General features: G+C 69.4%; 15 protein-coding genes. 7 read left to right on the top strand and 8 right to left on the bottom strand.

Annotated features, from left to right (window positions below):
- Positions 1-63 precede the first annotated feature (63 nt).
- Complete coding sequence (gene lepB / locus B9A95_RS21035) at positions 64-840, bottom strand: signal peptidase I (protein WP_084049061.1); 777 nt, start codon at positions 838-840, stop codon at positions 64-66.
- Between the two features lie 85 nt (positions 841-925).
- On the opposite strand from lepB, the gene B9A95_RS21030 reads away from it, so the two are divergent.
- From B9A95_RS21030 to B9A95_RS21015, 4 genes are all read left to right on the top strand, one after another.
- Positions 926-1,678, top strand: coding sequence for a serine/threonine-protein kinase (locus B9A95_RS21030; RefSeq protein WP_084049060.1), 753 nt, complete (start codon positions 926-928; stop codon positions 1,676-1,678).
- Between the two features lie 61 nt (positions 1,679-1,739).
- Positions 1,740-1,928: a hypothetical protein gene (locus B9A95_RS21025; RefSeq protein ID WP_084049059.1), complete on the top strand. Its 189-nt coding sequence runs from the start codon at positions 1,740-1,742 to the stop codon at positions 1,926-1,928.
- 46 nt (positions 1,929-1,974) lie between these two features.
- The gene (gene nagZ, locus B9A95_RS21020) at positions 1,975-3,435 is read left to right on the top strand and encodes a beta-N-acetylhexosaminidase (RefSeq protein WP_342744604.1); all 1,461 of its coding nucleotides are present in this window, start codon (positions 1,975-1,977) and stop codon (positions 3,433-3,435) included.
- On the top strand, positions 3,432-4,337 hold the full coding sequence (locus tag B9A95_RS21015; RefSeq protein ID WP_084049057.1) for a GNAT family N-acetyltransferase: 906 nt from the start codon (positions 3,432-3,434) through the stop codon (positions 4,335-4,337). Before nagZ ends, B9A95_RS21015 begins: the two co-directional genes overlap by 4 nt.
- Positions 4,338-4,348: 11 nt before the next feature.
- Here the strand turns inward: B9A95_RS21015 and B9A95_RS21010 are convergent, their stop codons facing one another.
- The 3 genes from B9A95_RS21010 to B9A95_RS21000 form a co-directional block, all read right to left on the bottom strand.
- Positions 4,349-5,236: an NAD(P)-dependent oxidoreductase gene (locus B9A95_RS21010; protein ID WP_084049056.1), complete on the bottom strand. Its 888-nt coding sequence runs from the start codon at positions 5,234-5,236 to the stop codon at positions 4,349-4,351.
- A 35-nt stretch (positions 5,237-5,271) separates the two neighbouring features.
- Positions 5,272-5,823, bottom strand: a complete 552-nt coding sequence (locus tag B9A95_RS21005) for a hypothetical protein (protein ID WP_084049055.1) — start codon at positions 5,821-5,823, stop codon at positions 5,272-5,274.
- A gap of 78 nt (positions 5,824-5,901) precedes the next feature.
- A complete protein-coding gene (locus B9A95_RS21000; protein WP_084049054.1) occupies positions 5,902-6,282 on the bottom strand; it encodes a YchJ family protein in 381 nt (126 codons plus the stop codon).
- 106 nt (positions 6,283-6,388) lie between these two features.
- On the opposite strand from B9A95_RS21000, the gene B9A95_RS20995 reads away from it, so the two are divergent.
- Entirely contained in the window at positions 6,389-7,171 is a 783-nt protein-coding gene (locus B9A95_RS20995; protein WP_084049053.1) for a TrmH family RNA methyltransferase, read from the top strand.
- Here the strand turns inward: B9A95_RS20995 and B9A95_RS20990 are convergent.
- On the bottom strand, positions 7,168-8,058 hold the full coding sequence (locus B9A95_RS20990; RefSeq protein WP_084049052.1) for a LysR family transcriptional regulator: 891 nt from the start codon (positions 8,056-8,058) through the stop codon (positions 7,168-7,170). The two genes, B9A95_RS20995 and B9A95_RS20990, sit on opposite strands and share 4 nt — an antisense overlap.
- Positions 8,059-8,128: 70 nt before the next feature.
- On the opposite strand from B9A95_RS20990, the gene B9A95_RS20985 reads away from it, so the two are divergent.
- Positions 8,129-8,716: an isochorismatase family protein gene (locus tag B9A95_RS20985; RefSeq protein WP_084049051.1), complete on the top strand. Its 588-nt coding sequence runs from the start codon at positions 8,129-8,131 to the stop codon at positions 8,714-8,716.
- A gap of 57 nt (positions 8,717-8,773) precedes the next feature.
- Positions 8,774-10,591 (top strand): oligoendopeptidase F, encoded by a 1,818-nt coding sequence (gene pepF / locus B9A95_RS20980; protein ID WP_084049050.1) that lies wholly within the window; start codon positions 8,774-8,776, stop codon positions 10,589-10,591.
- 104 nt (positions 10,592-10,695) lie between these two features.
- Here the strand turns inward: pepF and B9A95_RS20975 are convergent, their stop codons facing one another.
- The 3 genes from B9A95_RS20975 to B9A95_RS20965 all read right to left on the bottom strand — a co-directional run bounded on the left by B9A95_RS20975 (position 10,696) and on the right by B9A95_RS20965 (position 12,865).
- A complete protein-coding gene (locus B9A95_RS20975; RefSeq protein ID WP_084049049.1) occupies positions 10,696-11,157 on the bottom strand; it encodes a type III secretion system chaperone family protein in 462 nt (153 codons plus the stop codon).
- Between the two features lie 158 nt (positions 11,158-11,315).
- Positions 11,316-11,822, bottom strand: coding sequence for an RlpA-like double-psi beta-barrel domain-containing protein (locus tag B9A95_RS20970; protein ID WP_084049048.1), 507 nt, complete (start codon positions 11,820-11,822; stop codon positions 11,316-11,318).
- On the bottom strand, positions 11,819-12,865 hold the full coding sequence (locus B9A95_RS20965; RefSeq protein ID WP_084050879.1) for a M24 family metallopeptidase: 1,047 nt from the start codon (positions 12,863-12,865) through the stop codon (positions 11,819-11,821). The genes B9A95_RS20970 and B9A95_RS20965 overlap by 4 nt, the downstream gene beginning before the upstream one ends.
- Between the last annotated feature and the right edge of the window lie 13 nt (positions 12,866-12,878).

Raw genomic sequence — 12,878 nt, 5'->3', positions numbered from 1 at the left:
CTGCGGGGCGCAAAGGAAGGAGGCGCTCACCCCCGCGGGGGTGAGCGCCTCCTTCTCGTCCGTCTACTTGCCCAGTTGCGACTTCAGCGCACCAAAGGCCTCCGGCCGAGCCAGCGCCCGCCAATTCAGCACATTCGGACCGCTGAACGAGTCGACATGGCCCGCGGTGCAGTCGTACTTGACGTTTTGCTTGCGCATAATCGGCCAGATGACCGCCGCGGCCCGGCCCGCCACGTCACGCCGGGGCACGGTCCCAAACAGGCGCGAGTCCTCGCTGCCGCCCGCGGTGCGGTTGTCGCCCATCACGAAGTAGTGCCCTTCCGGCACCGTGATCTCGGGCTGGTCTTGCAAGATGCCCGCCGCGGCCGAGGCCGCATTGTTCGCCAGATCGCTCTCGGTGTCCCAGCAGCCCTGCGCTTTCCAGTAGTCGGTGGTCCAGCCCGCGTTCAGCTTTTGCCCGTTGACGAACACCTCGCCGCCCGAGACCTTAACCCGGTCGCCGGGCAGGCCGATCAGGCGCTTGATCAGGAAGGGACGGTAATTCCACAGCCCGAAAGCGCTCTTGGTGAGGTTGCTCGCCTGTGCGGCCGCCTCACGGGGAGGCTTGAAAATCACGATGTCCCCGCGCGAGAACTCGCCCACACCCGCCTTGTGCAGCCAGGTCTCGTACTTGGGCACGAACACGCGCTCGCGGTCGCGCAGGTTGGGCATCATGCTCACGCCGTCCACGCCGACCAGCGTCGCCAGAAACTGGGTGATCACCACCGCGAACACGATGGGTTCCAGCACTTCCTTCCAGAGCTTGGCGAGCGGCCCCGGCGCTTGTTTCAGTCTTGTCATGCGGCTCCTTCGTTCTCCGAGTCAAGATAGCGGACCGCACGGGGGATACCGCGCCGTGCCCCTTTTGAAGTACCGTGTGGAGGAGATGCCGCTGGCGGGACAGATCGTGGGAGAGGGGGTGCGCCTCGTGCGCCCGCTCGGGCGTGGCTCGCACAGCGTTGTGTACTTCGCTGTGGGACCCGGCGGTCAGCCCTGCGCCGTAAAAATTTTCGACGAGCACTTCGCCGCCCATGCGGTGCGCGAGTACGGCAACGCCTCGGGCCTGGACCACCCCCGCCTCGTGCGCGTGATCGCGCCCGTGCGGGTGGACAACCAGCCCGCGCTGATCGTCACGCTGGCGCGCGGGCACCTGCTGTTTGAGCGCTACGCGCAGCGTCCGGCCCTTACCCACGAGCGGCGGGCCTACCTGCTCACGCTGGTGCACCTGCTCGACGCCCTGGCCTACCTGCACGGGCGCGGCATCGTGCACCGCGACGTGAAGCCCGAAAATATCATCGTGGAGCCCGACGGCAGCGCCAAGCTGGTGGACTTTGACCTCTCGGGCCCCACCCGTGAGAGCTTTGACACGCCCATGCGCATGGGCACCGCCGCCTTCCAAAGCCCCGAGGCCACCCGGGGCGAGCCCCTGGGCCCCGAGAGCGACCTGTACGCCGTCGGCGTGCTGCTGGGCTGGGGCCTGCACGGCGCGCTCTCCGGCCCCGATTTTCCGCCGCCACCCCTGCCCGATCCCCTCGACGCCCTGCTGGTTCAGCTCACCGAGCCCGACCGCACCCGCCGCCTGGGCAATGCTCCCGAGGCCCGCGAGCGCTTGCTGGAACTGGCGAGTCTGCCGTACTGAAGGGGAGGGGCAGCGCTGCAGGGCCAGGAACGTTCGCTGCCCCGAAGGCGTACTTTCCCTCATGCGCTTTCCTGTTCGCTCCCCAGCCCGGGCACGCCCACTTCCCTCCAAAAAGCGGCTGGCCAGGCGGAGCCGCCGCATTCAGGCTGTTCTCAACATTGCCGGAGAGTTCCTGCCGGACCTGCTCGGGCTCGCGCTGCGGTCCATCCTCGCCCTCATCGTTTTTCTCGCCCGGCTGTTTCACAGGTGACGCGGTATGCCGCCTCGACCACGCCGCTATCCCTTACGCTGAGAGGGTGATTTCGCCCCCTCCCGGTGCCCTCGTCATGGTCGACATTCCCGGTCCCGCGCTGGACGCGGACACGGCGGCGCACCTGCAGCGGCACGGCATCCGCGCGGTGTGCCTGTTTGGCAAGAACGTGCGGGACGCCGCGCAGCTCGCCCGGCTGTGCGCGGACCTGCGGGAAGTGATGGGCAGTGCGGCCCTGATTGCCATCGACCACGAGGGCGGGGCCATCCTGCGCCCGACCTTCTGGCCGCACGCTCCCTCGGCGATGGGCCTGGGCGCGGCGGACGACGAGGCCCTGACCGAGGAAGTCAATGCGGCGCTGGCCCGGCAACTGCGCTCGGTGGGCATCAACTGGAATTTCGCCCCCGTTCTCGATGTGAACGTCAATCCGGCCAACCCGGTGATCGGCGAGCGGGCCTACGGAGCGGACCCGCGGCTCGTCGCGCGCCACGGTGCGGCGGCCCTGCGCGGCCACCTTTGGGCGGGCGTCGCCGGCTGTGTCAAGCACTTTCCCGGTCACGGTGACACGCATCTCGACAGCCACCTCGCCCTGCCCCGGGTGGACCGGTCCCGCGCCGAACTCGAAGCGGTGGAACTCGCCCCCTTCCGCGCTTGCCTGCCCCTCGCGCCCGCCGTGATGACCGCCCACATCGTCTACCGCGCCCTGGATCCCACCCATCCCGCCACCTTGTCGCGCGCCGTACTGACGGACCTGCTCCGTACCGAGTGGAACTACGGCGGCGTGGTCGTCACCGACAGCATGGGCATGCAGGCCATCGACGCCTACTACGGCCGGGGCGAGGCGGCGGTGCAGGCCCTGAAGGCCGGAGCGGATCTGGTGATGGCGCTGGGCCGCCGTGAGGTGCAGGAGGAGACGCTCACCGCCATCGGGACCGCGCTGAGCGGTGGGTTGAGCCGCGGGGAGGTGGACGCCAGCCTCGCGCGGTTGCACGCCCTGGCCGCCACTTTTCCGGCGGAGGCAGACCCCGCGTCTGATCCTGCGGCAGACAGGCTCCTGCTCGCCGGAGCGTGGGCGCGGGGCCTGACCACCTACCGTCAGCCCGCGCCGCCTCCGCCCGGCACGCCCATCCTGCTCGTCGCGCCCCGGCGGGTGGTGCGTGAGAACGTCAGCGAGGCGAGCGTGGACGCCGCCATGCTCGCCCGCGAACTGGAAGAGCTCTACCGGGTGACCCTGCACGACTACGACGATCCGGCCGCACTTGACTGGAACGCCCTGCGAAGTTCCGGCACGCCCGTCTTGCTCGCCACCACTGGCCGCCACCGCGCGCCGGCCCTGCGTGGGGCGCGGCCTGACCTGCACCTCGCGCTGTATAACCCCTACGCCGTACTGGACGTAGACGCTCCCGCCGTCCTGACCTACGGCTTTCGCCCGGAGGCCCGCGCGGCCCTGCTGGGCTGGCTCAGGGGAGGGGGGAAAGCGCCCGGCCGCCTTCCCTTCGGCGCGTGACGGCGCCCACCGTCGCCGAAATCGCCGCCCTCTGGACCGCCGCCTGGCCGGAGCGGGTGCCTCATCCCCGGGGGCTCGCAGACCGCCTCGGCCCACTGGAAGGCTGGGCGTGGACCCGCGACAACGCGGGGCGGCTCGTCGCCTTCGCCGCCTTTCGCCGCCCCGAAAGTTACGCTCACGGCCACCTGCGCCTGATCCTGACCCATCCCGCGCGCCGGGGAGAGGGGCTGGGGCACGCCCTCATCCGGCAGGTCCGCGAACGTCTCGGTCCCGTCCCACTCGCTGTGGGTGAGGAACGCGGCCATTTCCTGCCCGGAGCCACTGGGGCGAATGTCGGCTTTTTCGAGCATCTGGGCTTTGTCCGCACCGGCCGGATCAGCGTGGACATGACCGCCGATGTGCGTGCGCCGCTGCCTCCGTTCGCCCTGTCTGGTTCCCTGCGCCTCACCGACGCCCGCGAAGAGGGCATTCTGTCCGCCGTTCAGACCCTCACCGACCGTGTGTTCTCCCCCCGGTGGACGCACGACGCCACGGCGGTGGGCGAGCGCTCGCCCGCGCAACTGCTGGCGCTGGCCCAAAGTTCGCGCGTGCTGGGCTTTGCCCTCATCGGCACCGAGGAAGACCCGGCCGTCCTCCCCTCCCTGCTGTTTCCAGACGCCCTGCGCGCGGCCTGTGGAGCGCAGGGCCTTGCGGGCGGCCTCGGTCCCATCGGTATTCATCCTGAGCTGCGCGGCGGCGGCGTGGGCCGGGCCTTTATGCTCGCGGCGATGCACCGCCTGCGGGAGCGGGGAGCCGAGGTGATGGGCATCGACTGGACCGGCATTGCCCCCTTCTACGAGAAGCTGGGGTTCCGGGTATGGCAGACCTACATCCACCTGCGGCTGGAGGGCCAAATGGTCTAAAGGCTCGGCCCTCAGCGCAACTCCACGGCGTTCATCCGCTCCACGAGTTGCAGGGCCGCCGTGTGGTCCTCGTCTGGGCCGATCAGGTGGGCCGCCGCGCGGTACAGCGCCTCCACCGCCATCAGCACGGGCGCGCTGCCCCGGGCGTCGCGCACCACGTCGGCGGCGATGCCTGCGTCTTTGGCGAGCAGGCCGAGGGCAAACGTCGCGGGAAACTCGCGCGTCAGTACCCGCTGCCCGATCAGGTTCTCCGTCGCGTTCGAGCGCCCGCTGCTCGCGTTGATGACTTCCAGCGCCGCCCCCAGGTCCACGCCGCCCAGGCCCAGCGCCGCGAGGCCCTCGCCCGCCGCCCACAGGTTCACGGCCAGCAGCGCGTTGTTGATCGCCTTGACCGCGAACCCCGCGCCACTGCCGCCCACGCGGACCACCTTGCCCGCGAAGGCCAGGTCTGGGCGCACGCCCTCCAGCGCCTCCGCGGGACCACCCACCATCACGGTCAACCGGCCCGCCTCGGCTCCGGCTGTGCCGCCGCTGACCGGCGCGTCGAGAAAGCTCACGCCCCTTGCCGCCAGCTCCGCCGCCTGCCGCCCCGCCGCCTGCGGGTGCCCGCTCGTGCAGTCCACCCAGACGGTGCCGGGGCGAAGATGCTCGCCCAGCTCCGCCAGCACCCCGTCCACCTCGGCGCTCGTGGGCAGGCAGGAAAAAATCACGTCCGCCCCGGCCACTTCAGCCAGCAAGACGGCCTGACTTCCGAATTCGCGCGCATGAACTTCAGCCTTGCTCGCCGTGCGGTTCCACACCAATGTGCGCCCGCCCAGTTCGTTTGTCCTGCGGGCCAGGTGCCCGGCCATCGGCCGCCCCATCGCGCCCAGTCCCAGAAAAGCCAGTGTCCTCGTCATGGGTCCAGGCTAGCGCCCAGTGGGGAAGATGCGCCTTAGCCAGGCAGTTTCAGGTCACCGCCCGCGTTCTCCCCCTGAAAGCGTTCGCGCAGAAAGCGGCCCTGGGCCAGCAACCGGTCCGCCGCCGCATGATCGTGCCGCAGCGCTTCCCGCACCCCGTCCTCGATCAGGGCGAGCTGCTCGGTCAGCAGCGTCTCGGCGGGCTGGCCCTGCACCCCCAGGCGCTCGCGTGCGCCGGGCGTCAGGTTCAGGTAGGCCCGCAACGTCTCGGGCAGGTAGCTGCGGCGCGTCTCCGTGAGGAGGTACGCGGTGCGCGCGTCCAGCGCCCCAGAGTTGGCCTGCGCGTCCACCACAGCGCACAGAATGGTCCACGCCCGTTCCCGCGCTCGCGGAGGCAGCTTGAGCACCAGCGTCTCGACGGCCTCGGGCCCGGGCAGGGGTTGGGCCGGTGGCGCGTGCAGCGCTGCCCGTTCCTGCGCCCCGTCGGGCAGGCGGCCCTCCATCCGCCGCGCCATCCGGGTGGTGTCCACGTACTTCATCAGCGATACGCCGCCGAAAATCACCATCAGAATCAGAACGGCCGTCATGCGCCGTGCCCGTCCCAGAAAAGTCCAGAGGTGGAGATCATGCCCCAGGGTACGCGGCCCACCCCACTCGGTGGCGTCTCACGGTTGCGCGCCGCTCACGTACACCCATTCCCCGTTCCGCCACTCGAAGGTGCTGCGCTCCCTGAGGCGGTGGGCGCGGCCCCCGACCTTCAGGGTCGCCGTAAAGGTGACCTCGTTGTCCTGGGCGCTGTGGACAGTCAGCCCGGTGTATTTCGCTCCGTCCTCTTCCAGATTCAGGTCACGGGGGCAGGTGTCCGGGTGCCAGGTGCGGCGGACATAGGCCGTGTCGCGCAGCGCGTAGGCCGAGTACCGCGAACGCATCAGCGCCTCGGGTGTTCCGGCAGGCTGCTTGCCCGTGTGGAGTGGTCCGCAACACGCGCCGTAACTGCGCTCCGAGCCGCAGGGGCACGGCTTGAACGGAGGAAAGGGGAGAGGCATGGCGACAAGTTAACGCCTGGCGTGAAGCCGCACGCCCCATTTCCGCGTTTTGGCCCATGCGCCGGGTCTATGTCCCCGCCTGCCCGCCCGGCATACTGGAGGGCCGATGCCCGAGCCCGACGTGATCACCTCCCTTCAAAATTCGCAGGTCAAGCAGTTGGTGCGCCTGCGGAGCCGCCGTGAGCGCGAGGCCGAGGGCGTCATCCTCGTCGAGGGGGCCCGCGAACTCTCCCGCGCGCTGACGGCAGGCTTTTTGCCGCTCGCCATCTACACCTGCGACGCCCTGTACAGCCCCGAGGCGGTGGAGGTGGAGCGCGTCTTGCCGGACCCCCGCGTCCGCCTCTCCCGCGAAGCCTTCGAGAAGGTCAGCGGGCGCGAGAACCCCGACGGCCTCCTCGCCACCCTGCCTGCGCCCTCCCCCCGCCTGCCGGTGCCTGAAGCGGACACCTTCGTCGTCGTGCTGCACGGTCTGGAAAAACCCGGCAACGTCGGCGCGATCCTGCGAACGGCCGACGCGGCGGGGGCCGCTGGAGTCATCGTCCTCGGACGTGGGGCCGACGCGTACAGCCCCAACGTGATCCGCGCCTCCCAGGGCAGCGTTTTTGCTGTGCCCGTCGCTTCCCTGTCTGAAGAGGAGGCGCTGACCTGGCTGGCCGAGCACGCCTTTACCCGCGTCGCCTGTACCCCCGACGCCCCCCACGTCTACTGGGACGCGCCCTTGACGGGCCGGGTGGCCCTCGTCCTCGGCGCGGAACACGAGGGCCTGCCCCCAGCGTGGCGTGCGGCCGAACTTCCGGTGCGGGTTCCCATGCGTGGAGCCGCCGACAGTCTCAACGTGGCGACGGCGGCGGCCCTCGTGCTGTACGAGTGCGTGCGCCAGCGGCGCTAAGTGGCGGTGGGCCGCTCCGACCCGTCCGACAGCAGGTGCGCCAGCCGCCGGATGTACTCGCGCTCCGCGTCCGCCTCGCGGTAGGCCAGCACCAGATACTCGCGTGAAAACAGCGGCTGTGGCCCCAGCAGGTCCAGCAGCCGCCCTGCCCGCCGTCCCTCCGCGCACAGGAATTCTGGCAGCAGGGCCACCCCGATGCCCGCCTCCACGGCCGTCAGTACCGTCCGCAGGTCCGGCACGGTCAACGCCGGTTGCACCTCCAGCCGTCCGGTGAAGTGCTGCCGCCAGAACCGCCGCAGCAGCCCCAGTTCCGGCTCGTGACTCACCCAGGGCTGGGTCTGCAGCCACACCTCCAGTCCCCCCCGGTCAGCGGGAGGCTGGGCATCTCCCGGCGCGACGAGCACCACCCGCTTGTGGCGCAGCACCTGCCCGTCCAGCGCCCGGCCCGTGGGCACCCGCACCGAGAGCACCGCGTCCAGCTCGCCCCCCTCCAGCCGCGCTTGCAGGTCCCGCGCCTCCCCGAACGACACCTGCCACCGCGCTCCCAGGGCGGGCAGGTGCGGCAACACGAACGCCTGAAAGAATTCGGGGGTGGTACCGAGGCGAATCAGGGGACAGGCCTGCGCCGCCGCCTGGCGTCCCCGCCGCGTCGCCCCCTCCAGACGGTCCACCGCGTCGGCCACCTGCGCGTAGAGGGCCTGACCTGCGGCCGTCGGCTCCATGCCCCGGGCCGTCCGCACAAACAGCCGCTCACCCCCCTGCGCCTCCAGCGCGGCAAGCTGCTGGCTGACCGTGGGCTGCGTCAGGTGCCGCGCCCGCGCCGCCGCTGATACGCTGCCCAGCCGGTAAACCGCCACGAAATTTCGGTACGCATTGAAGTCGGCCATAGGCTTTTTCTATATCAGGATGCCAGAAACATCATTGGATTTGGGGGCGGGGGGACGGCTACCCTGACCCATGCCCATCACTTCCCTCGATTCCCAAACCGCCCTCGTCCTGATCGACCTTCAGGTTGGGGTGTTGCGGATGCCGACCGCCCATCCCTCGGCAGAAGTCCTGCGCAACGCCGTTCGGTTGGCCGAAGCCTTTCGCCACTCTGGGCGACCCGTGGTGCTCGTTCACGTCGCCTTTGCTCCCGATGGGGGCGACACCCTGCGGCCCCGCGCCGATGCACCCCGCATCCCTTCCGCGCTGCCCGCAGACTTCGCAGATTTTCCCGCCGAGCTTGGCCCCGAGTCGGGCGACATCGTGGTCACGAAGCACCACTGGGGGGCCTTCTACGCGACAGACCTCGATCTCCAGCTGCGCCGCCGGGGTGTGACGGGGGTGGTCCTGGCGGGCATTTCCACCAGCATTGGCGTGGAATCGACCGCCCGCGAGGCCCACGACCGCGCCTACAACGTGACTGTGGCCGCTGACGCCACGACGGACCTGCATCTGCCGTCGCACGAGCACAGCCTCTCGGTTCTGTTTCCCCGCCTCGCTGAGGTAGGCCGTGTGGATGAGATTGTCTCCCTCCTGCCCCAGCCTGTCCTCCAGCCCTGAACGTAAGCCATCTGGCCGAGTCCCCCTGGCTCACGCCCCGGTGTTAGCCTCCTGCCCATGACCACAACCGAGCAAAAGGCGGCCCTGCCCTTCCGCGCCGACGTGCCCCGCGAGCAGACCTGGGACATTGAGGCCCTGTTCGCCACGCCTGCTGAGTGGGAGGCCGAGGCCGGGAACCTGCCCGCCGCCATCGACGCCCTGACCGCCCATGCCGGAAAGCTGAGCCAGGGTCCGGAAGCGCTCGCCGCCTACCTCAACGGGGCCGATGAGGTGGCCCTGCGCCTGACCCGCCTCATGTCCTACGCGGGCATGAGCGCCAGTGTGGACGGCCGCGACGCCGTGGCCGCCGCCTGGCGGGACCGCGCCAGCGGCATCGGCGCGCAGTTCGGCAGCGTGACCGCCTTCGCCCAGCCTGAACTGCTCTCCCTGGACGAGGAAACGGTGCGTGGCTGGCTGGATTCCCCCGCCCTGAAAGACCACCGCATCCGCCTGGAGCGCATCGTGCGCGGCAAACCCCACGTCCGCTCGGCCGAAGTCGAGGAGCTCCTCGGCGCGGTGCAGGCCCCCTTCGCCTCCGAGCGCGGCATCCACCCCGCCCTGGCCAACATGGACCTGCGGTTCGGCACAGCGGGAGGGGAGCCCGTCACCCAGGGCAACGTGGACCGCCTGACCAGCCACCCAGACCGCGAGGTGCGCCGCGAGGCCTGGGAAAACTACGCTGACGCCCACCTCGCCGTTCGCCACAGCCAGGCCGCGATGTACGCCACCAACGTGCGCCAGAACGTCTTCCTGGCCCGCGCGCGCCGCTACCCCGACGCCATCACGGCCACCCTCGCCCCAGACCGCATCCCGGTGGAAGTCGTCACCACCCTGCTCAGCACCTACCGCGCCCACACGCCCACCTGGCACCGGTACTGGAATGTGCGCCGCGCGTGGCTGAACCTCTCCGAACTGCGCGAGTATGACGTGAAGGCCGCCCTCGTCCCGCCCCGGCAAGTGAGCTACGGGCAGGCCGTGGGCTGGATAGAGGAAGGCATGGCCCCCCTCGGTCCTGAATATATACAAGACATGCGGCAGGGACTCACCGAGGGGCGTTGGGTGGACTACGCCGAGAACGACGGCAAACGCCAGGGCGCGTATTCCAACGGCGGCGGGCGCGTCAAACCCTACATCTTCATGACCTGGAACGGCACCCTGAGCAGTTACTCCACCCTCGCCCATGAGATCGGCCACTCCATGCACTCGCTGCTCTCCCAGCGTGAGCACCCCTACTCGGTGCCCCGGTACACCCTCTTTCACGCCGAGGTGGCCTCCAATTTCAATCAGGCGATGGTGCGCCAGCACCTCCTGCACCGGGCCCGCGAGGCTGGGGACACCGATTTCGAGGTGGCCCTGATTGAGGAGGCGCTCGGCAACTTCCACCGCTACTTCTTCATCATGCCCACGCTCGCTGCCTTTGAGCTGGAGGCTTACCGGCGCATCGAGGCGGGGGGAACCCTGAGCGCCCCAGACCTGATCGACCTCACCGCGGGGCTGCTGAAGCAGGGCTACGGCGAGGGTGTGGAAATGGACCATGAGCGCAGCGGCATCCTCTGGGCCCAGTTCTCCACCCACCTGTACGCCAACTTCTACGCCTACCAGTACGCCACGGGCATCAGCGCGGCCCATCAACTTCTCGCGCAGTTCGCAGAGGACCCGGAGGCCGCCCGCGAGCGCTACCTGAAGTTCCTCCGTTCTGGCGGCGCGCTCGATCCTATCGACGCCCTGCGCGAGGCCGGGGTGGACATGCTCAGCCCAGAACCCGTGGAGGCGACGTTCCGCACCCTGGCGGGCTACGTAGACCGGCTGGAGGAACTGCAGCGGGCGAGAGCTTGATTCCAGACCAGCTTCACAAGCCTGTAGATGTGAGTCGATTTACACTTCTATAGACGCAAAAAGAGAGGGCGGGGAAGCTTCCCCGCCCTCCTTCGCTGCCCCGTTTACGCCTGGGGCTGCTGCAACTGCGGCCCGGCGGTGTAGCCCTCCAGGGTGGCGTAGTCGTCCTGGAAGTGCATCAGGACGCCGCCGAACAGGGTGTCGAAGGTTTCCTGAGGCATTTCGACCAGGGTGGGATAAAAACCCACGTACTCCAGCCAGACGTTGCCGTCCGCATCGATCGAGCGGCTGAACGCCCGCTCACGGTTGCGGTCGTTGAGCAGCGTCATGACTTCCTGGCGGCGGTCAGTGTAGGCCTTCTGGGTCACGCAGGTGACTTCGAGGCGGCTGGTGTTGTTCGGGCCGTCGTTGACCGAAACCAGCACGGCGGCGTCACCCATATCGAAGCGCCATCCCATACGGATAAAGCGCTGCCCCGCGTTGTCCTCGATGTCGAGTTGAACTTCCTTGTCACGTAGGTACTTCGCCAGCGTGTCCAGCGTCAAAAGCGCCGTTTCCATCGTCATTGAAACTCCTCCTCTTGGGCAGGGTGCGTCCGGCTGAAACCGCGTCCGAACAGAAGTGCCCGGACGTGGCCCCGCCTCCCGCACTCCTTACAGAGACAAAACCCGGGGCAGATTCTAACACCCCCTTTTCGCTGGGAGCGCTTTTGCGAACGCCGCCTTTAGGGCCGCGACAGCACCCGCACCGTCACGGCCGCGCGTCCCGCGCTCAAAATGCCCAACCGCGACGCCGCCGTCCGCGACAGGTCGATTACCCGCGTGCGGCTGCCGTACGGCCCCCGGTCATTGATCAGCACGTCCACGCTGTGTCCGCTGCGCAGCGTCACCCGCACCCAGCTTCCCAGCGGCAGTGTGCGGTGCGCCGCCGTCATGCGCGTGTGCCGGTTGTAGCGGCCCCCATACCACACCGCCAGGCCGCGCTGGTAGGCGGTGTCCGGAGCATGCTGGCCCGAGGTCCGAACCGTTCGTGCCGGAAGCCGCAGCCGCTGTCCGATCTGCAGGGCGTGGGTCCGCACCCCCGGATTCGTCTGCCGCAGCGCCGTCACCGTCGTGCCGTGTGCCCGCGCCACCGTCCACAGTGAGTCCCCCGAACGGACGCGGTACGTCCCCGCCGCTGAGGCAGATCCCAGCACCATCAGCCCGGCCAGCACCAGGGCGCGCAGCTTCATACGCTCTCCTTCGGCGTCAGGCTCAGCACCTCGTACCCCATATCGGTCACCAGCACGAGGTCCTCAATGCGTACACCGCCCACGCCCGGCAGGTACGCGCCCGGCTCAACCGTGATGACCATGCCGGGCTCGAGCGGCGTGTCCGTACCCATTCTCAGGCCCGGCCCCTCGTGGATGTCCAGCCCCACTCCGTGTCCCAGCGAGTGCGCGAACGCCTCGCCCAGACCGTGCTCTTCCAGAATTCCGCGCGCCACGGCGTCTAAGTCGCCCGACTTCATCCCGGGCCGCACCGCCGCCACCGCCGCTTGCTCGGCTTCCAGCACAGCCCTGTACACCCGGCGCATCTCCTCAGAAGGTGTGCCCACCGCTACCGTGCGCGTCATGTCGCTGTGGTAGCCCCGCCACCTCGCGCCGAAGTCCACCGTAACGAGCTCGCCGTCCTCAAGGACCCGTTCCGAGGCCACTCCATGGGGCATCGCGCCGCGCGGCCCACCCGCCACAATCACGTCGAAGCCCACCTCGGCCCCAGCGCGGCGCAGGCCCATTTCCAGTTCCAGCGCCACGTCCAGCTCGCGCACGCCCGCGCGAATCATGGGGCGCACCTCCGCAAACACCCGGTCGGCAATCGCCTGCGCTTCCCGAATCAGGGCCACCTCCTCCGCCGACTTGATCAGGCGCAAACCCTCCATTACCCCGCGCGTGGGGACCAGCTCCGCGTCCCAGTGACGCCGCAGGGCTTCGAGCCCCGCCACCGTCAGGTGCTCGGCCTCGAAGCCCACCCGCAGGCCTTTCACCCGGCTGGCGGCGTCCTCGTACGTTCCGGGTGGGCGCGCGATGAACTGCGGCAGGGCCGACTCCGCCGCCGCCTGCACGGTGTAGCGCGCGTCGGTATACAGCACCGCTTCGCCCGCCGTTACCAGCGCCTTGCCGTCTGACCCGCTTGAAAAGCCGGAGATATACCGCACGTTCGCCGGATGGCTGATCCACAGGGCGTCCACCCCCGCCGCCCCAAGCGCGGCGCGCGTCTGTTCCAATCGACTCATGAGGAGGAACGTA

This window comes from Deinococcus hopiensis KR-140 (assembly GCF_900176165.1).
Lineage (GTDB): Bacteria > Deinococcota > Deinococci > Deinococcales > Deinococcaceae > Deinococcus > Deinococcus hopiensis.
This window is presented reverse-complemented; position numbering and strand designations above follow the sequence as displayed.

Excerpts from the sequence above, each read along its gene's own strand:
- B9A95_RS20990 (WP_084049052.1), bottom strand. The coding sequence starts at position 8,058 with ATGGCCGACTTCAATGCGTACCGAAATTTCGTGGCGGTTTACCGGCTG.
- B9A95_RS21000 (WP_084049054.1), bottom strand. The coding sequence starts at position 6,282 with ATGCCTCTCCCCTTTCCTCCGTTCAAGCCGTGCCCCTGCGGCTCGGAG.
- B9A95_RS21010 (WP_084049056.1), bottom strand. The coding sequence starts at position 5,236 with ATGACGAGGACACTGGCTTTTCTGGGACTGGGCGCGATGGGGCGGCCG.
- B9A95_RS20985 (WP_084049051.1), top strand. The coding sequence starts at position 8,129 with ATGCCCATCACTTCCCTCGATTCCCAAACCGCCCTCGTCCTGATCGAC.
- B9A95_RS20995 (WP_084049053.1), top strand. The coding sequence starts at position 6,389 with ATGCCCGAGCCCGACGTGATCACCTCCCTTCAAAATTCGCAGGTCAAG.
- B9A95_RS21025 (WP_084049059.1), top strand. The coding sequence starts at position 1,740 with ATGCGCTTTCCTGTTCGCTCCCCAGCCCGGGCACGCCCACTTCCCTCC.
- B9A95_RS20965 (WP_084050879.1), bottom strand. The coding sequence starts at position 12,865 with ATGAGTCGATTGGAACAGACGCGCGCCGCGCTTGGGGCGGCGGGGGTG.
- B9A95_RS21005 (WP_084049055.1), bottom strand. The coding sequence starts at position 5,823 with ATGACGGCCGTTCTGATTCTGATGGTGATTTTCGGCGGCGTATCGCTG.
- pepF (WP_084049050.1), top strand. The coding sequence starts at position 8,774 with ATGACCACAACCGAGCAAAAGGCGGCCCTGCCCTTCCGCGCCGACGTG.
- B9A95_RS20975 (WP_084049049.1), bottom strand. The coding sequence starts at position 11,157 with ATGACGATGGAAACGGCGCTTTTGACGCTGGACACGCTGGCGAAGTAC.
- B9A95_RS20970 (WP_084049048.1), bottom strand. The coding sequence starts at position 11,822 with ATGAAGCTGCGCGCCCTGGTGCTGGCCGGGCTGATGGTGCTGGGATCT.
- B9A95_RS21030 (WP_084049060.1), top strand. The coding sequence starts at position 926 with ATGCCGCTGGCGGGACAGATCGTGGGAGAGGGGGTGCGCCTCGTGCGC.
- lepB (WP_084049061.1), bottom strand. The coding sequence starts at position 840 with ATGACAAGACTGAAACAAGCGCCGGGGCCGCTCGCCAAGCTCTGGAAG.